Raw genomic sequence first — 25,248 nt, 5'->3', positions numbered from 1 at the left:
GCTGGGTGGTGGATGGGTCAGGGTGAGCCGGGCCGGTCGCGACGTGCCCGGCGCAGGTTGGCCACGGCCGTCCCCATGTGGGCGGCCATGGCGGCACGGGCGGCGGGTTCGTCCTGGTCGCGGATGGCCTCGGCGATGGGGCGGTGCAGCTCCAGGGAGTCGACGAGCCGTACCTCGGACGCCAGTACCTTCTCCGTCCAGGAGCGAAGCAGGCTGCGGATGTTGACGAGCACCCCCGCGAGGACGGGGTTCTCGCTCGCGTCGCCGATGGCCAGGTGGAAGGAGATGTCGGCACTCGCGAACCGCTCGGCGTCCTCGGCGGCGGTCGCCAGCTCCATGAAGGTGAAGAACTGCTCGACGCGACCGCGGGCGGCGGCGTCCCCGTGCCGGGCCGCCAGTCCGGCCAGCGACACCTCCACTTCGGCACGGGCCTCGATGAGCGCGTCGATCGACGGGTCGCCCAGGAAGAGCCCCCACTCCACGATCCGGGGCAGCAGGTTGGACGTGTTCGTCGTGAGGAAGGTCCCGTCGCCCTGGCGTACTTCGAGGAAGCCGAGCACCGTGAGCGACTTCAGCGCCTCCCGCATGGCGGTGCGGCCGACGCCCATCTGCTCGGACAGGGCCCGTTCTCCCGGCAGGCGCTGCCCGGGGCGCAGGCCGCCCTCGGCCAGCACGCGCAGCAGCCGCTGGGTCAGCTCGACACTCGTCCCCGGATCGGCGGGACGCCGGCTCCCGGAGCCCATCGCCGCGAGCGGCGACGGGCTCGCCGAACCGGCGGCTCGCCTGCCGCCCGAACCGTTGTGACTGTGCCGGCTGCTCATGGTCAGTATCCTCCGGATCGCATCACGGGCTGGGTGCCCCGCACGCAGGCCAGGCGCTCTGCGGCTGCGCTCCGAAGATAGGACATGTCGTTGCCGGGGGTGACCAGGTCATAGCCTGCCCGCGCCCAGTGCGCGGCCTCCGCGCCGTCCCGGCAGAAGAGCCCGGCCGCCAGGCCGTGGGCGTGGGCGCGTTCGACCACCTGGTGCGCGATCTCGGCGACGCGGCCCGAGATCGCCCCGCCCGCGGGCAGACCGAGGTCCAGCGCCAGGTCGTTGGGGCCCAGGTAGACGCCGTAGAGCCCCGGGGTGCTCATGATCTGGTCGAGGTGCGACACGGCCGAGGCGGACTCGATCATGGCCCACGGCATGATCGTTCCCTCCGCGTGGGCGACGTAGTCGGCCCCGCCGTACAACAGGCCCCGCGAGGGACCGAACGAGCGGGTTCCGCGCGGCGGGTAGAAGCAGGCGTCGACCAGTTGCTCCGCGAGCCCGGGGGTGTCGACGGAGGGTGCGATGATCCCGTAGGCGCCGGCGTCGAGGAGCCAGCCGATCTCGGCGACGTCCATCCGGGACGGCCGGACCATGGGCACGGCCGGCCCCGCGGACACCGCCTGGAGCAGGGGCACCAGCCGGTCCCGGCCGAACATGCCGTGCTGGGCATCGAGGGTGACGCTGTCGAACCCGGAGTGGGCGAGCACCTCGGCGGCGTAGGTTCCGTCGCCGGACACCCATCCGTTCACGGCCGTCCCGCCGCTGGCGATGAGCTGACGCACCGCGTTGCTGCGCATGGGTTTCGGTCCTGTCCGTTCAGTCGTCGTCGGTCGTCATGGCCAGCAGGAACACGGGCGCGACGTAGCCGTCGGCGTCACGCGAGAGGCCCTTCTCGGTGGCTTCCCGCCAGACCTCCGGTGCCCAGTGCAGGCGGACCCGGGCGTCGCCGCCGTTGACGACCACCAGTTCGGCGAAGTCGTCCCCGTCGGCGGCGGAGTCGGCGTGGAGGGTGCGCCACGCGTGGGGCGGGACCGACAGGGTGTCCTCCGGGTACAGGGTCACCTCGACCACGTCGCTCCCCTGGTTCAGCCCGACCTTCCAGACCCCGCTCTTCACGATGAGGACCTGTGTCTCGGCGTGCCAGTGGCGCAGCATGCCCTCGCCGGGCCGGGCCCGCAGCCAGGCCACGTTGAACGAGTGCGGGTTGGACACCCTGGGCGTGATGTCACGGTCCTCGGCCATGCCGTAGCCGATCACCGCGGCGAGTTCGGCGCCGCCGCCCGGCAGCGTGGAGCACAGGAACGGTTCGGCGTGGAACACGCGGTCGGCCGCGGTGGTGATCCGCCCGCGCATTTCCTCGGCGGAGTACTCCCGCAGGCTGTTGACGATGTCCTCGGGCATCGGACGGATGAGGTGGGTGTCCTCGGGCAGCTCGTCGCCGGCGACGGTGTCGATCAGCCGGTTGTCCGCGGTGAGGTAGAGCCCGTGGCCCTCGGCCTCGTTCAGCACCGAGGGGCCCCAGATGATCCCGCCGGTGTCGTTCTGCCCGAGCGCGGTGAACAACCAGCCGTCGTCGGCGCCCTCGTTGGTGAAGCCCCGGAAGATCCAGGTCGGGACGGTGATGATGTCGCCCTCGGAGGAGACGTACTCCCCGCCCTTGCCGTCCTTGCCCCAGCGGAACCGCCAGGTGCCGCGGAAGTTGAAGAAGACCTCGGCCGTGAAGTGCATGTGCAGGGAGTTGGTCACGCCGTTGGGCATCGCCGCCGCGCCGATGTTGTAGCCGTGGTCCTCTCGGAGGTTGATGAGCTGGCCGGCGCTCTGGGAGACCCCGCTGCCGATCAGGGCGTAGTTCTCCTTGCGGTCGGATCCCGGGGTGCGGCAGTCGATGAAGGCGTTGTCGCAGGAGACGAGGTCACCGCGGCGGATGGTGCGCCGATCGAGTTCGGCCTGGCTGATCGTCGGGTTGTGGGTCATTCTTGCCTCCGTTGTCGTGGTCAGGTCCGGCATGCGTGCCGGGCGGTGGGGCTCTCGCCGGGTTGGCCGAACTCCCGTTCCAGCCAGGTGGTCACCGTCGCGGCGACGAGGTCCGGGGCGAGCAGCGGCGCCATGTGCGTCGCCCGCGGCAGGATGCGTACGGCGCCACGCGGGGCGGCGGCCGCGATCTCCCGGGAGCGCTCCGGCGGGACGAGCAGGTCGTCCTCGGCTCCGACGGCCAGGACCGGTCCGGTGAATCGCGCCAGGCCGGGTCGTTCGTCGACTCGTTCCAGTTGGAGCGTGAGCTGCCGGCCGAGGCGGGCGGCGCCGGTGGCGTCCGCCATCCGGCGGCACAGCCGCGCCGCCACGCGGTGCCGGCTCGGGGAGGCGGCGTCCCGGGCGGGGCCGATCAGCAGCTCGACCGGGGGATCGGCGTCCGCTCCCGGCTCCGGGTCGGTGACGCGGGCCCGTCGCACCTGCCATGCCTGGATCTGGTCCGCCCGCGGCGCCCTCGGGTTGGCGCAGAGGGTGACCACGCCCGCGACCCGGTCCGGCCGCAGCCGCGCCGCCGCCAGGGCGACCGTGCCGCCGAGCGAGTGTCCGACCAGAATCACCGGGCGGTCGAAGCCGGCGACCGCGGCGCCGACCGCCCGGACGTGGGTGGCCTCGGTCACCGGGCGGACGCTGATCCGGGTACCGGGCCGGTGGCCGAGCAGCGCCGCCACGAACGGGGCGAACAACTCCCGGGTGCACTGCATGCCGGGCAGGAGCACCAGCGGCGGCAGGGCTTCGGGCCGTCCCCCGGAAGGGCCCTCGGGCGAGACGGTCGCGTCGGCCCGGTCCGTCGAGGGGTCAGGCACGGCCGGTCTCCGCGACGGGCTCGTTCACCAGCCGGTTCAGCTCGGGGTTGTAGTCGTCGTGGGCCAGGTCCTTGCGGTAGGTCTCCTTGAAGCAGAAGGCGACCACCAGCAGCGAGACGAAGGAGACGACGCAGACGTAGACGGCCACGGACATGATCGTCCCGGTGGCGTCCACCAAGGCGCTCGCGATGAACGGCGCCGTGCCCGCGAAGATGCAGAAGGCCAGGTTGAACGCGATGGAACCGGCGGTGTAGCGCATCTTCGTCGGGAACATCTCGGCCAGGCACACGGTCACCGACACGGCGATGAAGAAGATGGGGACCAGGTAGACGAGCTGGGCCAGGACCGCGCTTTCGAAGGTGCGCGCGCTCACCATGTGGAAGGCCAGCGGGACGATGACCAGTGGCGTGGCGCAGCCGGCGAGCAGCATCTTCTTCCGGCCGATCCGGTCCGAGAGGCGGCCGGAGAGGTAGAGCAGCGGGAGCAGTACGAGCAGCGCGATGCTGGTGGACAGGACCGACAGGTCCAGGCTGAGCGGCCGGCCGGGGCCCGCCGTGCTCTGGAGGTAGGCGGGGATGTAGGCGGTCCAGGTGTAGGACAACACCGCGTTGGTCATGGCGAATCCGGAGAAGACCAGGATCGGCTTCCACTGGGTCCGCAGGGTCTGCGCGATCGTCGTGGCCGGCAGTTCCTCCGACAGTTCCCTGGCCCGTTCCTGCATCTCCTGCTGCCGCCGGAACTCGGGAGTGTCCTCGACGGCTCGGCGCAGGTAGAACCCGGCGATCGTGAGCGGCAGGGCGAGGAGGAACAGGATGCGCCAGCCCCAGTCCACCATGGCGCCGTTGCCCAGCAGGGCGGTCAGTCCGAAGGTGAGGGCGGTGCCGGTGAGCAACCCGGCGAAGACGGAGATCGACACGAACGAGGTGTAGCGGGCACGCTGGTCGGAGGGGCCGTACTCGACCACGAAGGAGACGGCGCCCGCGTACTCGCCGCCGGCTGCCAGGCCCTGGCCCAGGCGCAGCACGAGCAGCAGGCAGGGCGCCAGGAATCCGGCGGCCGCGTAGGTGGGCAGTATGCCGATCAGCGCGGTGAGGAAGCCCATCAGGATGATGGTGAGGGAGAGGATCTTCTTGCGGCCCATCCGGTCGCCCATCCGGCCGAAGATGAAGCCGCCCAGCGGCCGGATGAGGAAGCCGACCGCGAGGCCGGCGAATACGGCGAGCTGGCCGACCAGGGCGTCGCCCTCGGGGAAGAAGACCTTGGCGAGCACGGGCGTGACTGCCGCGTAGACACCGAACTCGTACTGCTCGGTGTAGTTGCCGACCACGCCGGCGAGCACGGCCTTGCGCATGGTCTTGAGTGGCACCTGGGGGGCGGCGGGGCCGTGGTGGCCCTCATGTGCCGTGGAGAGAGGATTCATCAAGGGCGTCCAAGTCTGCTGGTGACCCGATCGTTCCGGTTTCGGATGCGGGAAACGTAGCGAAGACTTCCGACAGTGGTCCACCGGTCGACCACCTTCGTGACCTTTACGTTATGTTCGGTGTTCGCGTGGCAAGGCGTCAGGGCGGCCGGACCGCGTCCACCAGGCGACGGGGAAACCGGACGGAGCGCGCACGAGGGACCGCGGTCCGAGCCTCCGGGGGCCACCGCGCCGGCCCTGTGCGCGAGGACTCCGGCGGGGTGCCCCGGCGAGGACGGGATGGGCACGCGGCGCTCTCTCGACGAGCGCCAGAAGCCCTTCGGCGCGACGAGAGCCGCCGGATCGGCGCCGCCGGGGGCCCACGCCGCCTCGCGGAGTCGCACGTCGCCGCGCCATGGAGCCCCTGCGGGCCGCCGGACTCACGGGGAGGGGGACCCGCCCCCGGCGACCACGGGGCGCCCCCGGCCGCGGCCGCATGCCGTCGAGCACACCCGCGGGAACACCGGCGCCCCGCGGCCCGCCCGGCGGGCCCGCCGGCCGCCGAGGACGTCTCGGCCCCGCCGCGAGCCCGGCCGGGGCGGGGACGACGCGGGTGACCGTTCGCTCGTGTCGCACCGCGCTCCCGGAGCCCCCGCACGGCTCGGCGCATCCGGGAGTCCCCCTTGAGTGGCGGAGGCGGACGACACCGTCCCCCCGGGAGACCGGAGCACCTCCGTTCGGCCGGCGGAGGGCCGGCTCATCGTCCGGCCGGTACCGCCGCGCCTCCTTGCCGTTCCGCCCGGACCGGGTCCGCCGGCGAGCCGGCCGGGGCCGCCGAGCCCGGCGGAGCGGTGCGCACCGCCCGGTCCCGCCCAAGGGTGCCGCGGCCCCGCCGAGAACCCCGGGGTCTCACCGGGAGGGGCCCGAGGAATCCGGGCCGCCACCGGGGGCGAGGAGCCTCTCGGTCGCCTGGGAGGCGAACGGCAGGACCTCGCCGAGGTCGTCGCCGCGGTCGATTCTGCGGATGCACGCGTCCACCACGGCCTGTATCACCGCTACCGTCAACTCGGGCTTCTGTACGCCGAGTTCGTCGACAACCTCGCCGAGAATGTCGTGCAGGCGCGTGTGCATCTCCCGCACCCGCTCACGGCCGGAGGAGGACAGCGACCCCCGGGACAGCGATGCCCGCCATCCGTGGGTGCCGCGCGCCGCCTGCTCCAGGTTGGCCCGCACATAGGCGACGGCCCGGGCGCCCGGGTCCGATTCCGCGTCGACCGCCCCCGCGACCGCGTCGACCCACGCGGGAAACTCCCGGGTCACGATCAGCTCGATGAGGTCGTCGATCGAGTCGAAGTACCGGTAGATGCTGTTCCGGGCGATCCCCGCCCGCGCCGCCACCTCACCCGCGGTGAGCGCCTCGATCCCCTTCTCGGCCACGATGGCCTCGGCCGCGTCGACGAGCCGGTTCAACCGCTGGGCGCGGTGCTCGCGAACGCTCCCGGCCTCGATCTTCGGCATCTGCTCCCCAACATCATCCGCCGGCACGGTGCACGCGCCGAGCTGCCCTGAGTTGCTCCTGCTCCGAGGCGACTGCTAGCTTGCGGGAATCTTAGAGACACCCCTGTCGCTAAGTCTCCCATCGAAGGCTGCCCCGATGTACACCAGCATTCTCCGATGTTTCCTGGCCACCAGGAAACGCGCCTCCGTGGTCGTCCTCTTCTGGGTCCTCCTCGCGGGACTCCTGGCCCAGCTCGCCCCCGACCTCAAGTCCGTTCAGGACAACACGACCGCCAACCTCCCTCCGGCCGCCTCGGACTCCATGCGGGCGCGTGACCTCGTCCGCGAGGAGTTCCCCGGACAGGACGCCCTCCCCGCGGTGATCGTCGTCCGCGGGCCGGACGGCGACCGGGAACGAACCGCCCAGGCCGTGGAACGGATCACGAGCGCCCTGACCGGTCCCGACCGGCCCCGGCAGGTGACCGGCGTCGTGTCCGCCGCCGGGAACCCCCGGGCCGCGGAAGGACTGGTCTCCGGCGACGGCGGCACCCAGCTCCTGCTCGTTCCGGTCGAGGGCAGCCCTTCCGACGAATCGTTCCGTACGGCCGTCGGGAAGGTCCGCGAACTGGCGCGCGACCAGGCCGACGGCGCCGAGGTCGCCGTCACCGGCCCCGCCGGCATCGCCACCGACACGGTCGCGGTGTTCAGCCAGGGGGACCGGATCCTGCTGCTGGCCACGGTGCTGCTCGTCCTGGTGCTCCTGTTCGCCATCTACCGTTCTCCCCTGCTGGCGCTGATCCCGCTGCTCGCCGCCGGAGTGGCCATGCGCGTCTCGGAGACCCTCGGCGCCCTCATGGCCGACGCGGGCTGGTTCGGCATCAGCTCCCAGACGGCCTCGATCATGACCGTTCTGCTCTTCGGCGTGGGCACCGACTACGCGCTGATCATCACCGCCCGCTACCGCGAGGCGCTCCTGGACGAACCCGACCGGCACCGGGCGATGCAGACCGCCATGCGTGGTGTCGGCGAGACCGTCCTGGCCAGCGCTTCGACCGTCGTGCTCGCCATGTTCGCGCTGCTGGTCGCCGTATCGCCGTCCCTGCGCGGATTCGGGCCGTACCTGGCCCTCGGCGTGGCCGTCATGGCGCTGGTGGCCTTCACCTTCGTGCCGGCCGTCGTCCTGCTCCTCGGGCGGAGCGTCTTCTGGCCCGGCGGTGTGCGGAAGGCAGCCGAGCGCAGCCGCGGCGGCTCCCTGTGGCGCTACGTCGCCGACCTCGTGACCCGCGCCCCGGTCAAGGTCACCAGTGCCGTCCTCGCGGTCCTCGTGGCCCTGGGCGCCGGTCTGGCCGGCTACCAGCAGAGCTTCGACTTCGTCAGCGGCTTCCGCGTCGACACCGAGTCGGAGCACGGCCGGACGCTCGTACGCGACGCCTTCGGCCCCGGCGCGTTGGCACCCGTCACCGTCCTGGTCCGCGGGGGCGACGACCTGCGCGCCACGGACGCGCCCTCCCACATCGCCGGCTCCCTGGCCCGGGTGGACGGGGTCGCCGACGTGGGCGAACGACCGCAGCTCAGCCGCGACGGACACACGGCCTCCTTCCAGGTCGTCCTCGACCAGGACCCCTACTCCCCCGAGGCGCTCGACACGGTCGAGCCCCTCCGCAAGTCCGCGCAGACGGCGGCGGAACGCGCCGGGGTCACGGAAGCGGAAGCACTCGTGGGAGGCGAGACCGCCCAGACCGCCGACATCCGCTCCGCCCTCGACCGCGACACCGTCTGGATCCTCGCCCTGGTCCTGGCCGTGGTGACCGGAGTCCTCGCCCTCCTGCTGCGCTCGCTCCTGGCCCCCGTCTACCTCGTCGTCACCCTCGTCCTGTCGTTCGTGGCGACGATGGGCGCGACCACGTTCGTCACCGTGACGGTCCTCGGTGACGACGGGATAGGCAACCGGGTCACGGCGTACGTCTTCGTCTTCCTCGTCGCCCTCGGTGTGGACTACAACATCTTCATCATGAGCCGCTTCAAGGAGGAGGCACGCGTGGCCCAGGCGGCCCCGGCGCTGAAGGCCGCCGTCACCCGCACCGGCGGCGTCGTCTCCTCGGCCGGCCTCATCCTGGCCGCCACCTTCGCCGTACTGATGACCCAGCCCATCCGCGAGCTGTTCCAGTTCGGCTTCGCGATGGCCTTCGGCATCCTCCTGGACACCTTCGTCATCCGGCCGCTGCTGGTCCCCTCCCTCGTCCGGCTCCTCGGCGACCGAGCCCTGTGGCCGACGCGCATGAGCCACCCGGGGCGGTCGGGCGGCAACCCCGCCACGGCGCACGCGGCACCGACGGCCGGGGGCACGGCATGAGCGGGACCCCCCGTGCGGCACGCGCCGGAGCGGCCGAGGCGCGCTGGTTCTCCGTGGTCGCGACCGCCGAGGCGGTCACCTGGGCCGGGCTGCTGGCGGGGATGTACCTGAAGTACGTCACCGAGACCACCGAGATGGGCGTGCGGATCTTCGGGAGCCTGCACGGCGCCGTCTTCCTCGTCTACACGGCGCTCACGGTCTGGGTCGCCGTCCGCCTGAAGTGGCCGCTGCGCTGGACGACGTTGTTCGCCCTGGCCGCCTCGGTCCCGCCGTTCGCGACCGTCGCCTTCGAGGTCTGGGCACGCCGCACCGGCCGTCTCCCCCGGCCGGCCGGCCGCCCACCGCACCCTGCGACCGCGGCCGACGGGCCCGGCCCGGCCGACCGGACGGCGCCCCTCCACGCGCGGCCGCCGAAGGACCGGGGAACCCGCTGACGTGCGCCACCCTCGCGCGTGACCCCGCCGTACGGGCCGGAACCGGACGGCTCCCGGCCGGTACGGAAGAAGGCAACGGGTCCTCGGCCCGGGACCCGGCCCCCCGGCACACCGGTCGGTGTGCCGGGGGGCCGGACGTCACCGGCGGATGAGGCCGAGGTCGATGGCGGCGGCCACGGCGGCGGTACGCGAGTCGACGCCGAGTTTGGCGTAGATGCGGGCCAGATGGGACTTGACGGTCCCCTCGGTGAGATGGAGCCGGTCGCCGACGGCCTGGTTGGACAGGCCGTCGGCGACCAGAGCGAGGACGTCGCCCTCGCGCCGGGTCAAAGCGGTGCCGGGCGTGCGCAGCCTGTTCATGAGCCGGTCCGCGACGCTGGGCGCCAGCGTGGTGCGCCCCGCCGCCGCGGTGCGCACCGCGGCGGCCAGTTCCTCGGGCGGAGCGTCCTTCAGCAGGTAGCCGGTGGCGCCGGCCTCGATGCTGGGCAGGGTGTCGGCGTCGGAGTCGTAGGTGGTCACGATCAGCACGCGGGGCGCTCCGGGCCGGGCCGTGATCCGGGCGGTGGCTTCGGTGCCGCCCATGCCCTTGCCGAACTGCAGGTCCATGAGGACGACGTCGATGTCGCCCTCGGCGGCACGGGTGACGGCGTCCTCGGCGGTGGCGGCCTCCGCCACGACGACGAGGCCGGGCTCGGTCTCCAGCACGGCACGCAGTCCGGCGCGTACGACGGGGTGGTCGTCGGCCAGGAGAAGGCGGATGGGTACGTCGTCGGTCACGGGCGGGCCTCGCTCTCGGTGGGCTGGTGGAGAGGGAACTGGGCGGCCAGGGCGGTGCCGTGGCCGGGCGCGGATTCGATGGTCAGGGTGCCCTCCAGGGCGTCCACGCGGGCACGCATGGACGGCAGGCCGAAGCCACCGCTCGCGGGGTCGGGCGCGGGCAGCCCGTCGGTGGCGAAGCCACACCCGTTGTCGATGACGTCGAGCGCGATGTGGTCGCCGAGGTGGCTGAGGGTGACCTCCGCCCTGGTGGCCCCGGAGTGGCGCACGGTGTTGGCGAGGGCGGACTGGGCGATCCGCAGCAGGGCGACCTCGTACGCGGTCGGCAGGGGGGTCAGGTCACCCGTGCTGTGGAAGCGGGCGGTGATGCGGTGCCGGGCGCTGGTGGTCGCGCACAGGCGTTCCAGGGCGTCCGCCAGCGTGGTGCCCTCCAGGTCGGGAGGGGTGAGGGCGGCGACGAAGCGGCGGGCCTCGGCGAGGTTGTCCATGGCGGCCTGGCGTGCCGCCGCCACATGGCGGACGGCGGAGTCGGCCCGGCCGGGCAGGGCCCGTTCGGCGGCGCGCAACAGCAACTGGATGCTGGAGAGCCCTTGGGCGAGGGTGTCGTGGATCTCGCGGGCCAGACGCTCACGTTCCGCCAGCACCCCCGCGGTGTGCTGCGCCCTGGCCAGGTCGGCGCGGGTGGCCGTGAGCTCCTCGATCAGCCGCCTGCGCTGTTCGCTCTCGCGGTACAGGGCCTGGTAGCCCCACACCACCGCGACGGCGACGGCGGCGCCGAGCACGGGACCGATCGCGACGGCCGCGCCGAAGGAGCCGGCGTGGGCGGCGAAGCCGGTGATCGCGGCCACGGCGGTGGCGGCCACGGCGGCCAGCGAGGCCCGGCGCGAGAGCAGGTGGAGTTGGAGGAAGTACAGCGGGAACGCCACCCACACGGCGTCGGCGGACAGGGCCAGCAGCACCAGCCACCCGGCGCCCACGGCGGCCAGCCACCAGGCGGCGAGGGGCCGGGAGAGACGGACGCGGGGCAGGAAGGGCCCCGCGGCGTACACCAGGCCGCACGCCGCCGCCGCGGCGGCGACCGCCCCGGCGTGGGGGAGGCCGTCGACTGCGGCCCGCACGGCGGCGAGGGCGAGCAGGCCGATGATCAGCAGGTGCAGACACCAGGCCAGGGCCCGGGTCGTCGGGGTCAGGGCGGGGACGGAAGCGTTCACAGTGCCTCCCAGGCTACGGAGGCGGGATCGCGGGGGCCTCCATCGAAAGTGAGAACCCGCGTGCCGTCTTTCGGCCCGGGAAGTGCCGTCCTGCGCCAGACGCGCGCACGAGGGGTGTGCGAGGACAGTGGAGCCATACCGCTTCCACCGCCGGAAAGGACGGGCAGCGCCGTGTTTGTCGCCTGGAGAGACCTGAAGTTCGCCAAGGGGCGCTTCGCCCTGATGGGGACCGTCATCGTACTGATCACCCTGCTGGTGGGGCTGTTGTCCGGGCTGACCGCCGGACTGGGCCAGCAGAACATCTCCGCGATCACGGGACTGCCCGCGGACAAGGTCGCCTTCCAGGCCCCCAGCGGCGGTCAGGATCTGTCGTACTCCAACTCCGTCGTCACCGAGCGGCAGTGGCGGCAGTGGTCCGAGGCGCCCGGCACGGAGAGTGCCGAACCCCTGGGGATCGCCACGACCAAGGCCACCGCCGGGGACCGGAGCGCCGGGGTCTCCGCCTTCGGCGTCGAGCCCGGCTCCCGGCTGGCCCCGCAGAGCGGCACGATCGGCAACGAGTCGGTGGTGCTGTCCACCGGCGCGGCCGACGACCTCGGTGTGCGGCCCGGCGACTCCCTCACCCTGGCCGGGCAGGAGCTGACGGTGGCCGCCGTCGAGGGCGACGCCTACTTCAGTCACACACCGGTCGTCTGGACGAGCCTGGACACCTGGCAGAAGACAGCGCCGCCCACCGGCCGCGGCGACGGTCCCACCGCCACCGTCATCGCCCTGAAGACCACCTCCGGGGCCGACGTGGCGGCCACCGACCGGCAGGCCGGCACCCAGACCGTGTCCACCGGTGACTCGCTGTCCGCGATCGGCTCCTACACGTCCGAGAACGGCTCCCTGCAGTTGATGCGCGGCTTCCTGTTCGCCATCTCGGCCCTCGTCATCGGCGCCTTCTTCACCGTGTGGACCATCCAGCGCAGCGGGGACGTCGCCGTCCTCAAGGCACTCGGCGCATCCACCGCCGGCCTCCTCAAGGACGCCCTCGGCCAGGCCGTCGTCCTCCTCGTGGCAGGCACCCTGATCGGCACCGGCACGGCCGCCGCCCTCGGGGCGCTGGTCGCCGGATCCACCGTGCCGTTCCTCCTCACCCCCACCACCGTCCTGCTTCCGGCGGCCGTGATGATCCTTCTCGGCGCCCTCGGAGCCGGCCTGTCCATCCGCCGCATCACCTCCGTCGACCCGCTGACCGCTCTGGGGAGCGCCCGATGAGCCTGAACCTGACCGACGTCACCCTCACCTACCCGGACGGGGACACCCGCCTGACCGCTCTCGACACCGTGAGCCTGGCGGTCCCCAAGGGGAGCCTCACCGCGGTGGTCGGCCCGTCCGGCTCCGGCAAGTCCAGCCTGCTGGCCGTCGCCGCGACCCTCATCACCCCCGACTCCGGCACCGTCGTCGTGGACGGGACCGTCACCACCGGTATGACCCACGGCGAACTGACGGACCTGCGCCGGCGCAGGATCGGAATCGTCTTCCAGCAGCCCAACCTCATCGCCTCGCTCACCGCCGCCGAACAGCTCCAGGTCATGGCGCAGATCGACGGCCGTCCGCCGGCCAAGGCACGCCCCCGTGCCATGGAACTGCTCGACGCCGTCGGCCTGGCCGACCAGGCCGGACGCCGTCCCCACCAGCTCTCCGGCGGCCAGCGCCAGCGCGTCAACATCGCCCGGGCCCTGATGAACGACCCCACCGTCCTCCTGGTCGACGAGCCCACCAGCGCCCTCGACCACGAACGCGGTGCCGCGGTCATCGACCTCATCACCCGGCTGACCCACCAGAAGGCCACCGCCACGGTCCTGGTCACGCATGACCCGGCCCACCTCACCGCCGTCGACCAGATCGCCGAGGTCCACGACGGGCGCCTGAGCCACCCCGTCCGAGGCTGACCCGACGGGGTGTGGTGCGGGCCGGGTCCCGGCAGACCGCCCCGCCCCCGCCCCGCCCCGCCCCGCGGACCCGATACCGGCTGCCCGCGCCTTGACCCCGCCCCGGCCCACGGCCGGGGCGGCCCACCCGTCACCCCACCCGCCGCCCCGCCACGGGGCCGCCACGGGACAGGAGCCCGAACACCGATGAAGAAGCTCTACTACTCCGCCGTCCTCTACACCGTTCTCGGCCTGGCCGCCGGTCTCTACTACCGGGAGCTGACCAAGGCCCAGGACTTCACCGGCGACACGCAACTGGCCGTTGTCCACACACACCTGCTCACGCTCGGCACCCTGGTCTTCCTGATCACCATCGCCCTGCAGAAGACGCTGAACCTGACCCGCGGACAGTTCTTCTCGGCGTTCTTCTGGACCTACCACGCCGGACTGCTCCTCACCACGGCTCTCATGACCGTCCACGGCACCCTCACCGTGCTCGGTGAGGACTCCGGAGCCGCGATATCCGGGATGGCGGGTCTGGGACACATCCTGCTCACCGTCGCGCTGGTCTTCTTCTTCCTCTGCCTGCGCCACCGCCTGGGCCGTGACTTCGCGGCCACGTCACCGACCGGCGCCCCGGAGCGGACCACGGCGGAGAGGACACACGGCTGAGGCCCCTGCCCGGAGGCCCGGCGGGCACAGTGGACTCATGAGAACAGCCGGACGGACACCGGAACCGGAGCGCCCTCGACCGGGTGGCGGCACGCCGCTGGGGGAGGCGGCATGCCGCTACCAGGCGAACGACATCCCCATCGAGGATGTGCCGATGATCGCGGCCGTCGCACTCGCCGCCGGGCTGGACTCCCCGGCACTGCGCGAACTCGCGGGCCCGCCGCGCCACGCCGACCCCAGGGACGTCCGCGTGGCCTTCGAGCAGGCGCTGGCCGAGTGCGGCATCGCCCTGCCCGCCCCGGACGTCGCACGGCGCCACGGTCTGCGCCGGCTGGCCGCGCGGTTCCTCGCCCAGGACGTCGCCCTCGCCGACCTGGCCGCGGACCACTGGCTGGACCTGGAGGTCCGGACGGCGGCGGAGCGATCGTTCGTGGCGCTGCTCCCGCCGTGCGACTGCTGCACCGAGTACACGCTGGGCCTCGACCGGCGGGCCTGGGAGGCGCGGCTGCGCTCCGCCGCGCTGGCCCTGGCGTCGTCCCCGCCGGTCGGTCCCGGCTGTTGACGGTGCCCGGTGAACGCCGGTCGCCCCGGGGCCGGTCGTGGCGCGGAGGCTGACGGGCGAGGGAGGGCTGGGCCACCACGCCCGAGGAAGGGCGCGCCCTGGTTCTCGGCGGCGAAGAACAGAGCGACGCGCTGCGGCCCGGCACGGCGGACCCCGGCCTGCCCGACCACCACCGCCGGCTGAACGACGCCCTCGCGGACCGGCTCGCGCCCTGGGCCGACACGGGGCCCGGCGGCGGCCTCCGGTTCGGCGCTCGCCCGCCCCCTCGGACCCCTGATGGTTCCGATACTTGCGCAATCGCTAAAGTGGAGTTCCCGCGGCCCGCCGGGCCGTGGCGCGTGAGGGAAGTGAGGGCGGCCGGTGTTCGCCGATGTGGGTCCGCTGGAGCTGGTCACGCTCGCGGCGATGGGGTTCCTGCTGTTCGGTCCGGAACGGCTGGCCGAGAACATCCGGAGCGTGAGCGGTTTCGTGCGCAAGGCGCGGGCGCTCTCCGACGAGGCCAGGGACGAGATCCGCTCCGAACTGGGCCCGGAGTTCAAGGACTTCGAGTTCGAGGACCTGCACCCCAAGACCTTCGTGCGGCGGCACGTCCTGGACCGTGACGACCTCGGGCTCGACGAGGTCCGCGACGCCCTCGACCCCCGGCGCGAGCTGACCCGGACCGCGAACGCCGTACGCGAGGCCGTCACCGGGGCGACGGAGGAACCCGCCCGCCGCCCGGCGGAGCCCGCGCGGACCTCCCTGGCCAAGGAGGCGCGGGCGGAGCCGGGCGGCAGCCCGCCCGCCTTCGACCCGGACGCCACCTGACGGGGCCCGACAGCCCACCCGGAACGCCCACCCGATGTGATCCAGCTCACTGGCTCGCGACACTTGCGCAACCTTTAAACTGTCACCATGACGATGACGCACACCACGACGTGGGAGATGGCGGTCCTCGACGGAGGCCCGGCACACGGCTGGCGCTTGGAGGTCGCCGACCGGCCCAGGGTGATCCAGGTGACATCCCCCTGCCAGGTGCGCAGCGCGCCGGACGGCGTGCGCGCGGAGGGGGTGTACGTCTACCGGATCGACCACACGGTGACGGGCGAGCCGCTGCGGTACGGCTACGACGTGGCCAGCCCCTGACCGGCCGCACGGCCCGCCGGCCCCTCGGCGGGCGGGCCGCCCGCGGCGTCCGGTCCTCAGGGCGCGGGGCGTTCCCCGTCCGCCGGACGTGCGGGTTCCGCCTCGCGGGCCTCGCCGGGGACGATCCGCGGCCCCCGGGCGTCGGGCGCGAGGGCCGTCCCGGCGGGCTCGTCCGGGGTCGGCGCGCCGGCGGCGCTCCCGGTGTCCGCGTCGCCCTTCATGGCCCGGGCCTCGCTCTTGAGGATGCGCATCGACTTGCCCAGCCCGCGCGCCGCCTCGGGCAGCTTCTTCGAGCCGAACAGCACGATGAAGACGATGGCCACGACCAGCAGGTGCCAGGGTTCCAGTCCGTTGCGGAGCATTCCGCCATCCCTTCCTGTGGGTGGACGGCGATACGGGCCGGGGGCGGCGGCGTACCATCCGTCATTGTTGCTACATTGCGCAACTGTACAACCATGGGGTGGGGCTCAGGCGTCCCCTCCGCATGAGTCGGACGGACGAGGGCACTTCACGGATGACCACCACCAACGATCAGGCCACCCCCGCCCGCCACCGGCGCCGGGCACAACCGCCCGGCCGCGGCGGCGGGTCCCGGGGCCGGCGCGGCCCGCAGCGGCGCAAGCGGCGGCCGTTGCGCATGGCGCTCGCCACCACCCTCGCCGTGGTACTGCTCGGCACGGCGGGCCTGGGCTGGATCTACCTGAAGCTGAACGGCAGCATCGACACCTTCGACGGTGACGGCCTCTCCCGCGACCGCCCCGAGGCCGCGTCCGGCGGCCAGAACGTGCTGGTCATCGGATCGGACGCCCGTACCGACGGCAACAGCGCCTACGGCGGCGGCGACAAGGACGACGTCGGCCGCTCCGACACCGCCTTCCTGCTGCACGTCTACGCCGACCGGCGGCACGCCCTCGCCGTCTCCATCCCCCGCGACACCCTGGTCACCATCCCGCCGTGCCGGCTGCCCGACGGCACCTGGACCGAGCCCAGCCCCCACACCATGTTCAACGCGGCGTTCTCCGTCGGCCAGACCCCCAAGGGCAATCCGGCCTGCACCCAGAACACGGTGGAGAAGCTGACCGGGCTGCGCGTGGACCACACGATCGTCGTCGACTTCAAGGGATTCGCGGAACTCACCGACGTGGTCGGCGGGGTGAGGGTGTGCGTGCCCGCCGACGTGTACGAGAACGACCTCAACCCCCACCGTGCCACCCGGGGCAGGCTGGTGCTGCCCCAGGGCGAGCAGACCGTCGCCGGACAGCGGGCACTGGACTACGTACGGCTGCGCCACGGCATCGGCGACGGCTCCGACATCGGGCGGATCAAACGGCAGCAGGCGTTCGTCTCCAGCCTCCTGAAAAAGATCAAGGAGGATGGTTTCACCCCGGCCAGGCTGCTGCCGCTCGCCGACGCGGCCACCAAGTCGATGAGCGTCGACCCGGGCCTCGGCACGGCGGACAAGCTGCTCTCCTTCGCGCTGTCGCTCAAGGACGTCGACCTGCACCACACCGCGTTCGTCACCGTGCCCTGGCGGTACGAGGGGTCGCGGGTCGCGATCGTCGAGCCGGACGCCTCCGAGCTGTGGGCGGCGCTCAGGGCGGACCGCACCATCGACGGCCAGGACGCGGGCGGCACCGCCTCGCCGTCCCCGTCGGCGGAGGCCACCGAGCCGGTGGACGGCACGGGCATCGACGTGGTCGTGCGCAACGGCACCACCACCTCCGGTCTGGCATCCGAGGCCGGTTCCCTGCTGATGCGGCACGGTTTCACGGTCACCGGCACCGGCAACGCCGACCGCCAGGACCACGCCACCACCGTCGTCCGGTACGGGAGCGGGCTGCGCGCCCAGGCCGAGAAGGTCGCCCGGCTCTTCCCCGGAGCCGAGGTGGCCGAGCAGCCGGGCGGCGGCATCGACCTCGTCGTCGGCCGAAGCCACGCCGAGCCCGGGGCCGCCGCGTCGACGGCGCCGGCCGCGGTGCCCTCCTCGGTCGCGGAAGGGGCGCGCACGGCGGCCGACGACCCCTGCTCCGACCTGAGCTACGGCGAGGGCGGCTGATCCCGGCGCCGGGCGGCGGGATCAGGGGCGGGCGCGACGGCGTTCGTAGCGCATCCGGGCGGTGAGGAGTCCGGCGGCGTAGAGGACCAGGACGGCGCCGAGCAGCACGTAGTAGAGGACCGGGAGGGCGGTCAGGCCGAGCGCCGGTCCGAGCGGGGAGGGCGGCAGCGCCAGGCCGACCGCGGCCAGTGCCGCCGCCGCCCAGGCGACCGGGCCGGGCCGGGCGCCGCCGGCGGCCCGCGCGCCGAGGCGCAGCAGCAGCATCACCAGGGCCTGGGTGAGCAGGTTCTCCGTGAACCAGCCGGAGTGGAAGACCGCCTCGTCGTCCCCCGTCCCGGGTCCGTGCAGGGCGAGGGCGAGGACGCCGAAGGTGACGAGGTCGGCGGTGGCGTTCAGGACGCCGAAGCGGGTGATGAAGCCGAGGAGTTCACGGGGGCACAGGGCGGTGGGGCGCAGCAGCGCGGCGGGGCGGGGCCGGTCGTAGGCGAAGGCGAGCTGGGCCGCGTCGAAGCACAGGTTCTGCGCGAGGACCTGGGCGGGGAGCATCGGCAGGAAGGGCAGCAGGAGCCCGGCGGAGAGCATGGCGATGACGTTGCCGAGGTTGGAGGAGAGGGTGACGCGCAGGTAGGAGGCGATGTTGCCGCTGGCGTGCCGGCCTGCGCCGATGGCGTGGGCGAGGGCCGTGAGGTCCTTCTCGGCGAGGACCACGTCGGCGCTCTCCCGGGCGACGTCGGTGGCCGCGCGGGGGGCGACGCCGACGTCGGCGGCGCGCAGGGCGGGCAGGTCGTTGACGCCGTCGCCGAGGAAGCCGACGGTGTGGCCGCAGGCGCGCAGCGCGGCGGTGACGCGGGCCTTGTGCTCGGGGGTGCAGCGGGCGAAGACGGTCGTGCGGTGGACCAGGCCGGCCAGCTCGGCGTCGGGCGTGGCGTCGAGGCGGTCGGCGGTGAGGACCTCCTCGGGGGTGACGGGGACACCGAGGTCGCGGCAGGCGCGCAGCGCGGTGCCCGGGTGGTCGCCGGTGAGGACCTTGACGGTGACGCCGCGTTCGGCGAGCACGCCGAGGGCCTCGGCGGCGGTGGGGGCGAGTGCGTCGCGCAGGGTGACCAGTCCGCGGTAGGTGAGTGCGCGGACGTCGGCGGGGACGGTGTCGCGGAGGCCGGCGCGGCGTTCGGCGGTGGCGACGGCGAGGACGCGCAGGCCGGTCTCGGCGTGCCGGGCGGCGTCGGCGAGGAGCCGGGCCCGCTCGTCGTCGGTCAGTGCGCAGCGTTCCAGGACGTCTTCGGCGGCGCCCTTGACCACGAGGGTGTGGGTGCCGAGGCGGCCGGGGGTGCGGACCACGGCGGTGGCGATCCGGTGCACCGGGTCGAAGGGCAGGGCGGCGATCCCGTCGTGGGCGAGCAGGCCGTCGGGGTCGGCGGCGTCGAGGATCGCCTCGTCGAGCGCGTCGGGGGCGGGCAGGTCGGCGAGCTGGAGCGTCCACCAGGCGTTGGCGGCGGCCCACTCCAGCACCTCGGGGTCCTCCTCCCCGTCCGGTCCCACGGCCCGGTCGACGACGGGGCGGTCCTGGGTGAGGGTGCCCGTCTTGTCCAGGCAGAGGACGTCGGCGGCGCCGAGGTCGTGCAGGGCGGGCAGGCGTTTCACGATCACGCCGTGGGCGCGGGCGAGGAGGGAGGCGCCGCGGGCGAGGCAGCCGGTGACGATGACCGGCAGCATCTCCGGGGTCAGTCCGACGGCCACCGCGACGGCGAAGGGCAGGGTCTCCAGCCCCCGGCCGCGCAGCGCGGCGTTGGCCATCAGCACCAGCGGCGGGGTGATCAGCATGAAGCGGACGAGGATCCAGGAGATGCCGTGGACGGAGCGTTCGAAGACGCTCGGCTCCCGGCGGGCGCGGTCCGGTCCGAGCGCGGCGGCGAGCCGCGCCCGGGGGCCGGTGGCGACGACGACCGCCGTGGCGCTGCCGGACACGACGCTGCTGCCCTGGAAGCACAGTTCCGGCCGGTCGAACACACCGCCGCCGGGCTGGCCGGGCCCGTCGAGGGCGTACTTGGCGACGGGTGCCGATTCGCCGGTCAGCGCCGCCTGGTGCACGCGGAGTCCGGCGGCCCTCAGGAGCCGGACGTCGGCGGGGACGAGGTCCCCGGGGCCCAGGCGGATGACGTCGCCGGGGACCAGGTCCGCGACGGGCACCTCGCGGGGCGCGGGTGGCGCGCCCCCGCCGGAGCGCCGCAGCACGGTGGCGGTGGTCGCCACCAGTTCGCGCAGTCCGGCCATGGAGCGGTCGGCGCGGCGCTCCCCCGAGGCGCGCAGGCCGCAGCTCACGGCGACGAGGAGGAAGGTGATGACGGCGGTGCCCCAGGAGGCGACGGCCGCCGACACCAGTCCGAGGCAGAGCAGCACGGCGGTGAACGGGTCCCGCACACTGCGGGCCAGCAGCAGGGGCCAGGAGGCGTCGCGCCGGTCGGGGAGCGTGTTCTCCCCGACGCGGGCCAGGCGCTCGGCGGCCTGGGCGTCCGTCAGTCCCCGGGGCCCGGAGCCGAGTCCGCGCAGCACCTCCAGGAGGGTGGGCACGGCGGTGTCGTCCGGCCCGGGGAGCACGGTGGTCCCGGACGCGGCGGTTCCCGCCCCCGTCGTCCGGGCAGGGGCCCGCTCAGGCACCGGTCCCGCGCAGCCGCCGCAGCGGCACCGAGGTCCGCTGGTTGCGGGCGGTGAGCTGCCCGACCATCACGCGGACCACCGTCACCACGTCGGGGTCGTCGACGTAGTAGATCTGCCGGCGGCCCTCGCGGCGGGAACGGACGAGGCCGGCCAGTTTCAGCTTGGCGAGGTGCTGGCTCACGGCGGGCAGCGCGCCGCCCACCCGGTCGGCGAGGTGCGTGACATCGCTCTCGCCCTGGGCCAGGGCCCACATCAGGTGCAGCCGGGCCGACGAGGCGAGCAGCCCGAAGGCGGCCGCCGCCTCCTCCAGCACCTCGGCGGGCGGGTCCTCCACTCGACCAGAGTCAGCCGCCACTACCCTCTCCCGTCCCGCCCTGCTCACCTCGACGCACACACGTGCCACCAGTCTAGGCATCCGCCGGGACCGGCCCGGGGGCAGCGTCTCGGGTGCGGGCCGGGACGGGCGCGCCGGTGGCACGGGGCCGGCCCGCGCCGCCGGCTCACGGCGGCGGTTCGTGCCGCCCGGCGGCACCGTGGCGGCGGGCGCGGCGGCGGACGACGTAGGAGGCGAGCAGGGAACCGACGACGAGGGGGCCGGCGACCCAGCGGATCACGTGCGTGGTCCAGGCCGGTTCCGCGCCGGTCATGAGCGCCGCCGTCTGGGCGGCGAGGGAGATGCCCAGCAGGACGTAACCGAGCCCCCAGACCCGGACCAGCCGGACCGGCCCCTTGATCACGGGCGCCTGGCCCGGCCGGAACTGGACGTGGACTCCCAGCGCCACGCAGCCCAGTGCCGCGAGGAGCGTGAACACGTCCATCGTCCGGTCGAACACCTCGGTCACGGTCATCGGCGCTCCCCTCCCCCGGCCGGTCCCCCGGCCCCGTTTCCCCGGGCCCCATGATGACGGAACCGGGGCACCGCCTCGTCCGCGGGGCGGGGGCACGTGAGGAAGGGCGTCGGGCGTCCGCCCGCCGGGACCCGGCGGCGCACGGCACCCCGGCCGTCGCGGAAAAGGGTTCGGCGCGGCGGTGCCCGGTAGCGGATGATGGGCGGCGGCCACCCGCCCCCGATCCTGTGAGGAGCCTTCGTGGAGCGTCCCGCGACCGGCACCGCCGAGTTGTTTCCCCTGACGGACGCGGACGCCGGGCCGTACGGCATCGCGACCGGCCCCGACGGCGCGCTGTGGATCACCCTCGTGCACGGCGGGCGGATCGCGCGGTTCGTCCCCGGGGGCGGCATCGAGGAGTTCGCCCTGGACTCGGCCGGGTGCCGGCCCACCGTCATCACCCCCGGGCCCGACGGGGCGCTGTGGTTCACGCGGTACGGCGACCACCGGATCGGCCGTATCGCGCCGGACGGCACGGCCGGGAGCTTCGCGCTGCCGACCCCCGGCAGCGGTCCGTACGGCATCACGGCGGGCCCGGACGGGGCGTTGTGGTTCACGCAGACGAACCTCGACCGGATCGGCCGGATCACCACGGCCGGTGAGGTCACCGAGTTCGCGCTGCCTGTCGAGGGCGGATTCGCCTCGGTGATCACGGCGGGGCCGGACGGCGCCCTGTGGTTCACCCTCAACCAGGCGAACGCCATCGGCCGGGTCACCGTCGGCGGCGAGGTCTCCCTGTATCCGCTGCCGACGCCGGGTGCGGCCCCGGTGGGGATCGCGGGTGACGGGGCCGCGCTGTGGTTCGTCGAGATCGCGGCGGGCCGGATCGGCACCGTCACGGTGGGCGGGGACATCACGGAGTTCCCGTTGCCGGAACCGGCGTCCCGGCCGCACGCGATCGTCGCGGCCCGCGTCGGGGAGTGCTGGTTCACCGAGTGGGGCACGAGCCGTCTGGGCCGGATCACCGCGGACGGCGAGATCACCGAGTACGCGCTGCCCTCCGCCGCCTCCGAGCCGCACGGCATCACCGTGGGCCCGGACGGGGCGGTGTGGGCGGCGCTGGAGACGGGTGCCCTCGCCCGGGTGACGCCCCGTTAGGGTCTTTCGTTCGGATCAGGCCGGATCAGTGAGCCGGGCCCCGCGAGCCCGGCGTGATCCCAACGGGAGGCCCTGGGTGTCGACGCCGTTCCGGACGGGGCTCCGGGGCCACGGAGTCGCCGGGCCGGCTTCGGCCCCGCTCGTCTCCCGGGTGTGACGTGACCCCGGCCGGGTTGGTCCGGCCGGAGGGCCGAGGGGCGTGGCGCGGGAGCCTCCTCGGCCCGGGGCGGTAGGTTCGGCCGGGTGAATCCCGGACAAGAGGAACACTTCAGTCGTCGCGGCGGGACGGGGTCGAGGTACGGCGCGGGCCGGTGCGCCGCGGCGCGCGGTACGGGGGACACGGTGCGCCGGCCCGCGGCGGGGCTGTGTGTCTACCGGACCCCGCCGGCCGGAAGCGGAACGTGCCCGTGCTCGCCCACCTGACCCCGGGGCCCGCCCTCTGGGTGCTCGCGGTGACCGAGGGGGACCTCGCGGCGGCGCGGGCCCAGATGGGTTTCTCGCTGGCGTGGCACATCGTGGTCGCCTGCCTGGGCGTGGGCATGCCCGCGCTGACGCTCATCGCCGAGTGGTGGGGCATCCGCACCGGCGATCCCGCGTACCGGCTGCTGGCGCGCCGGTGGGCGCGGGCCATGGGGGTGCTGTTCGCGGTGGGCGCGGTCTCCGGCACCATCCTCAGCTTCGAACTGGGGCTGCTGTGGCCGGGGCTGATGGGCCGGTTCGGGCAGGTGATCGGGCTGCCGTTCGCACTGGAGGGGATCGCGTTCTTCATCGAGGCGATCTTCCTCGGCATCTACCTCTACGCCTGGGACCGGCTGCCGCCGAGGCGGCACCTGCTGACGGGGGTGCCGATCGTGGTGGCCGGGACCGCCTCCGCGTTCTTCGTGGTGTGCGCCAACGCGTGGATGAACCAGCCGCGCGGCTACACGCTGCGCGACGGGAAGGTCGTCGACGTCGACCCGTGGGCCGCGATGCTCAACCCGGCGAGCCCGCCGCAGACCGTGCACATGATCCTCGCCGCGTTCATGGTGGCGTCCTTCCTGACCGCCTCCGTGTACGCCGTGGCCCTGCTCAAGGGCCGCGGGGACGCCTACCACAAGGCCGGGTTCATCATCCCGTTCACGCTCGGGGCGGTGGTGACGCCGTTCCAGATCGTGGTGGGCGACTGGGCCGCGCGGTTCCTCGCCGACTTCCAGCCGACGAAGCTCGCCGCCATGGAGGGCGTCTTCACCACCGGCTCGCACGTGCCGCTCACCCTGGGCGGCGTGGCGGTCGGCGACGAACTGCGCTACGGGCTGGAGATCCCCAACGGCCTCTCCCTGCTGGTCGGTTACCACCCGGGCACGGTGGTGCGGGGCCTGGACCAGGTGCCGCGCGACCAGTGGCCGCCGGTGACGGGCGTGCACTGGGCGTTCGACCTGATGGTGGCCGTCGGGCTGTTCCTCCTCGCCCTGGGCGTCTGCCTGCTCCTCGCGTGGTGGCGCGGGCGCCGCACGGGCCTCGCCCTGCTGGACCGGCGTGGCGCGCGGCTCTTCCTGGCTCTCGCCGTGGTCGCCGGGCCCGCCTCGGTGGTCGCGCTGGAGAGCGGCTGGTGCGTCACCGAACTGGGCCGCCAGCCGTGGATCGTGTGGGGCGTCATGAGCGTGCGCGACGCCGTCAACCCGGCGCCCGGACTGATGACCGGCCTGTGGCTGGTCCTGGTGGTGTACGCGGCGATGACCGTCGCCACGGTGTACGTCCTGCGCCGGCTGGCCAAGGGCCCGGCCGTGCCGCGCGCCCCACAGGAGGAGGACGTGGAGAAGTACCCGGTCGTGTGACCGCGCGGCCCTCCTCGCCCCTCGGGCGCCGCTTCCGTACGGCGCCCTCGTCCGTACCGTTCCGTCGGCCGCCACCCGGAGGTGACCGTGCTCGCGAACACGGCCTTGGCTGTCATGTGGGTGGGACTCACCTGCTACGCCCTGTTCGGCGGCGCCGACTTCGGCGCCGGGGTCTGGGATCTGCTGGCCGGCGGATCGCGGCGCGGGCGGGAGGTACGCGGTCTGGTCGAGCACAGCATCGGGCCCGTGTGGGAGGCGAACCACGTGTGGCTGATCTTCGTGGTCGTCCTGCTGTGGTCGGCGTTCTCGCCGGTGTTCGCCGCGGTGATGTCGACGCTGTACCTGCCGCTGACCTTCGCCGCCCTGGGTATCATCGCGCGCGGGGCCGCGTTCGCCTTCCGCAAGGCCAGTACGGAGCTGTGGCAGCGGCGCCTGTTCGGGGCGTGTTTCGCGCTGTCGTCGGTGCTCACGCCGTTCTTCCTCGGCACGGTCGCCGGGGCGGTCGCCTCGGGGCGGGTGCCGCCCGGCATCGCCCGGGGTGACGTGATCACGAGCTGGTGGAACCCGACCTCGGTGCTCGGCGGGGTCCTCGCGGTGCTCGCGTGCGCGCACCTCGCCGCGGTGTACCTGTGCGCGGACGCCGACCGCGAGGGCGACCGGGTGCTGGCGTCCGCCTTCGCCCGGCGGGCCGTCGGCAGCGGGCTGGCCAGCGGGGCCGTCGCCTGCGCCGGGATCGCCGTACTGCACGCCGACGCGCCGGAGCTGTTCCACGGGCTGACGCACCGTGCGCTGCCGCTGGTCGTGGCCGGCGCGGTCGCCGGGCTCGCCGGGCTGCTCCTGCTGTACCGGCGCCGCTTCGTCCTCGCCCGGCTCGCGGCGGCGCCGGCGGTGGCCGCGCTGCTGTGGGCGTGGGGCGCGGCGCAGTACCCGGCGATGCTGGTCGGCGGGGTCACGGTCGCCGACGCGGCGTCGGACGGGGCGGTGCTGGCGGCGTGCCTGATCTCGCTGGCCGTGGGCGCCGTACTGCTGGTGCCCTCGCTCTGGCTGCTCTACTCGACCTTCCAGCACGGTACGGAACGGGCCGGCGGCCGGCACCCGCGGCCCCCGGCGCCGCCGGACTCGCCGTGAGGGCGGGGCGGCGGCCGT

General features: G+C 73.8%; 24 protein-coding genes. 12 read left to right on the top strand and 12 right to left on the bottom strand.

What is annotated here, in order from left to right; translation table 11 throughout:
* Positions 1 to 17: 17 nt before the first annotated feature.
* From VM636_RS29475 to VM636_RS29450, 6 genes are all read right to left on the bottom strand, one after another.
* Positions 18 to 821 (bottom strand): FCD domain-containing protein, encoded by an 804-nt coding sequence (locus VM636_RS29475; protein ID WP_338486157.1) that lies wholly within the window; start codon positions 819 to 821, stop codon positions 18 to 20.
* A 2-nt stretch (positions 822 to 823) separates the two neighbouring features.
* Positions 824 to 1,609 (bottom strand): aldolase/citrate lyase family protein, encoded by a 786-nt coding sequence (locus tag VM636_RS29470; RefSeq protein WP_030419865.1) that lies wholly within the window; start codon positions 1,607 to 1,609, stop codon positions 824 to 826.
* A 19-nt stretch (positions 1,610 to 1,628) separates the two neighbouring features.
* Positions 1,629 to 2,786, bottom strand: a complete 1,158-nt coding sequence (locus VM636_RS29465) for a hypothetical protein (RefSeq protein WP_338486155.1) — start codon at positions 2,784 to 2,786, stop codon at positions 1,629 to 1,631.
* Positions 2,787 to 2,806: 20 nt separating this feature from the next.
* On the bottom strand, positions 2,807 to 3,646 hold the full coding sequence (locus tag VM636_RS29460; RefSeq protein ID WP_053914343.1) for an alpha/beta hydrolase: 840 nt from the start codon (positions 3,644 to 3,646) through the stop codon (positions 2,807 to 2,809).
* Positions 3,639 to 5,066: an MFS transporter gene (locus tag VM636_RS29455; protein WP_199809368.1), complete on the bottom strand. Its 1,428-nt coding sequence runs from the start codon at positions 5,064 to 5,066 to the stop codon at positions 3,639 to 3,641. The genes VM636_RS29460 and VM636_RS29455 overlap by 8 nt, the downstream gene beginning before the upstream one ends.
* A gap of 888 nt (positions 5,067 to 5,954) precedes the next feature.
* On the bottom strand, positions 5,955 to 6,563 hold the full coding sequence (locus tag VM636_RS29450) for a TetR/AcrR family transcriptional regulator (RefSeq protein ID WP_338486152.1): 609 nt from the start codon (positions 6,561 to 6,563) through the stop codon (positions 5,955 to 5,957).
* A 136-nt stretch (positions 6,564 to 6,699) separates the two neighbouring features.
* Between VM636_RS29450 and VM636_RS29445 the strand changes: the two genes are divergently transcribed.
* Together VM636_RS29445 and VM636_RS29440 are read left to right on the top strand one after the other, a co-directional pair.
* Complete coding sequence (locus VM636_RS29445; protein ID WP_338486150.1) at positions 6,700 to 8,895, top strand: MMPL family transporter; 2,196 nt, start codon at positions 6,700 to 6,702, stop codon at positions 8,893 to 8,895.
* A complete protein-coding gene (locus tag VM636_RS29440) occupies positions 8,892 to 9,329 on the top strand; it encodes a DUF3817 domain-containing protein (RefSeq protein ID WP_234312554.1) in 438 nt (145 codons plus the stop codon). The genes VM636_RS29445 and VM636_RS29440 overlap by 4 nt, the downstream gene beginning before the upstream one ends.
* A 138-nt stretch (positions 9,330 to 9,467) precedes the next feature.
* On the opposite strand, the gene VM636_RS29435 is transcribed toward VM636_RS29440, so the two are convergent.
* The gene (locus VM636_RS29435) at positions 9,468 to 10,106 is read right to left on the bottom strand and encodes a response regulator transcription factor (protein ID WP_030419870.1); all 639 of its coding nucleotides are present in this window, start codon (positions 10,104 to 10,106) and stop codon (positions 9,468 to 9,470) included.
* Positions 10,103 to 11,317, bottom strand: coding sequence for a sensor histidine kinase (locus VM636_RS29430; RefSeq protein ID WP_338486145.1), 1,215 nt, complete (start codon positions 11,315 to 11,317; stop codon positions 10,103 to 10,105). Before VM636_RS29430 ends, VM636_RS29435 begins: the two co-directional genes overlap by 4 nt.
* 171 nt (positions 11,318 to 11,488) lie before the next feature.
* Here VM636_RS29430 and VM636_RS29425 point away from each other — a divergent pair, with 171 nt between their 5' ends.
* From VM636_RS29425 to VM636_RS29400, 6 genes are all read left to right on the top strand, one after another.
* Positions 11,489 to 12,577, top strand: coding sequence for an ABC transporter permease (locus VM636_RS29425; RefSeq protein ID WP_030419872.1), 1,089 nt, complete (start codon positions 11,489 to 11,491; stop codon positions 12,575 to 12,577).
* Positions 12,574 to 13,254 (top strand): ABC transporter ATP-binding protein, encoded by a 681-nt coding sequence (locus VM636_RS29420; protein ID WP_030419873.1) that lies wholly within the window; start codon positions 12,574 to 12,576, stop codon positions 13,252 to 13,254. Before VM636_RS29425 ends, VM636_RS29420 begins: the two co-directional genes overlap by 4 nt.
* Before the next feature lie 186 nt (positions 13,255 to 13,440).
* Complete coding sequence (locus tag VM636_RS29415) at positions 13,441 to 13,905, top strand: DUF2871 domain-containing protein (protein WP_053914341.1); 465 nt, start codon at positions 13,441 to 13,443, stop codon at positions 13,903 to 13,905.
* Positions 13,906 to 13,942: 37 nt separating this feature from the next.
* Positions 13,943 to 14,467 (top strand): hypothetical protein, encoded by a 525-nt coding sequence (locus VM636_RS29410; protein WP_338486142.1) that lies wholly within the window; start codon positions 13,943 to 13,945, stop codon positions 14,465 to 14,467.
* Between the two features lie 360 nt (positions 14,468 to 14,827).
* Positions 14,828 to 15,274, top strand: coding sequence for a Sec-independent protein translocase subunit TatB (locus VM636_RS29405; protein WP_338486140.1), 447 nt, complete (start codon positions 14,828 to 14,830; stop codon positions 15,272 to 15,274).
* Between the two features lie 87 nt (positions 15,275 to 15,361).
* The gene (locus VM636_RS29400; RefSeq protein WP_030419877.1) at positions 15,362 to 15,592 is read left to right on the top strand and encodes a hypothetical protein; all 231 of its coding nucleotides are present in this window, start codon (positions 15,362 to 15,364) and stop codon (positions 15,590 to 15,592) included.
* Positions 15,593 to 15,648: 56 nt separating this feature from the next.
* Here the strand turns inward: VM636_RS29400 and tatA are convergent, their stop codons facing one another.
* Positions 15,649 to 15,954, bottom strand: a complete 306-nt coding sequence (gene tatA, locus VM636_RS29395) for a Sec-independent protein translocase subunit TatA (protein WP_037857980.1) — start codon at positions 15,952 to 15,954, stop codon at positions 15,649 to 15,651.
* 152 nt (positions 15,955 to 16,106) lie between these two features.
* On the opposite strand from tatA, the gene VM636_RS29390 reads away from it, so the two are divergent.
* Positions 16,107 to 17,648 carry an LCP family protein gene (locus VM636_RS29390; RefSeq protein WP_338486137.1) on the top strand — a complete coding sequence of 514 codons (1,542 nt, stop codon included), beginning with the start codon at positions 16,107 to 16,109 and terminating at the stop codon, positions 17,646 to 17,648.
* A 21-nt stretch (positions 17,649 to 17,669) separates the two neighbouring features.
* On the opposite strand, the gene mgtA is transcribed toward VM636_RS29390, so the two are convergent.
* The 3 genes from mgtA to VM636_RS29375 all read right to left on the bottom strand — a co-directional run bounded on the left by mgtA (position 17,670) and on the right by VM636_RS29375 (position 21,151).
* Positions 17,670 to 20,243 carry a magnesium-translocating P-type ATPase gene (mgtA, locus tag VM636_RS29385; protein WP_234340468.1) on the bottom strand — a complete coding sequence of 858 codons (2,574 nt, stop codon included), beginning with the start codon at positions 20,241 to 20,243 and terminating at the stop codon, positions 17,670 to 17,672.
* Between the two features lie 52 nt (positions 20,244 to 20,295).
* Complete coding sequence (locus tag VM636_RS29380) at positions 20,296 to 20,658, bottom strand: metalloregulator ArsR/SmtB family transcription factor (protein WP_030419881.1); 363 nt, start codon at positions 20,656 to 20,658, stop codon at positions 20,296 to 20,298.
* 145 nt (positions 20,659 to 20,803) lie between these two features.
* Positions 20,804 to 21,151: a hypothetical protein gene (locus tag VM636_RS29375; protein ID WP_051821282.1), complete on the bottom strand. Its 348-nt coding sequence runs from the start codon at positions 21,149 to 21,151 to the stop codon at positions 20,804 to 20,806.
* 240 nt (positions 21,152 to 21,391) lie between these two features.
* Between VM636_RS29375 and VM636_RS29370 the strand changes: the two genes are divergently transcribed.
* The 3 genes from VM636_RS29370 to VM636_RS29360 all read left to right on the top strand — a co-directional run bounded on the left by VM636_RS29370 (position 21,392) and on the right by VM636_RS29360 (position 25,230).
* Positions 21,392 to 22,288: a virginiamycin B lyase gene (locus VM636_RS29370; RefSeq protein ID WP_030419883.1), complete on the top strand. Its 897-nt coding sequence runs from the start codon at positions 21,392 to 21,394 to the stop codon at positions 22,286 to 22,288.
* 401 nt (positions 22,289 to 22,689) lie between these two features.
* Positions 22,690 to 24,102: a cytochrome ubiquinol oxidase subunit I gene (locus VM636_RS29365; RefSeq protein WP_338486133.1), complete on the top strand. Its 1,413-nt coding sequence runs from the start codon at positions 22,690 to 22,692 to the stop codon at positions 24,100 to 24,102.
* 87 nt (positions 24,103 to 24,189) lie between these two features.
* A complete protein-coding gene (locus VM636_RS29360) occupies positions 24,190 to 25,230 on the top strand; it encodes a cytochrome d ubiquinol oxidase subunit II (protein WP_338486131.1) in 1,041 nt (346 codons plus the stop codon).
* The last annotated feature ends 18 nt before the right edge of the window (positions 25,231 to 25,248 follow it).

The sequence above is a fragment of the Streptomyces sp. SCSIO 75703 genome, assembly GCF_036607905.1.
Classification (GTDB): Bacteria; Actinomycetota; Actinomycetes; order Streptomycetales; family Streptomycetaceae; genus Streptomyces.
Note: the sequence above shows the minus strand (reverse complement) of the source record. Positions and strands in the feature narration are given on the sequence as shown.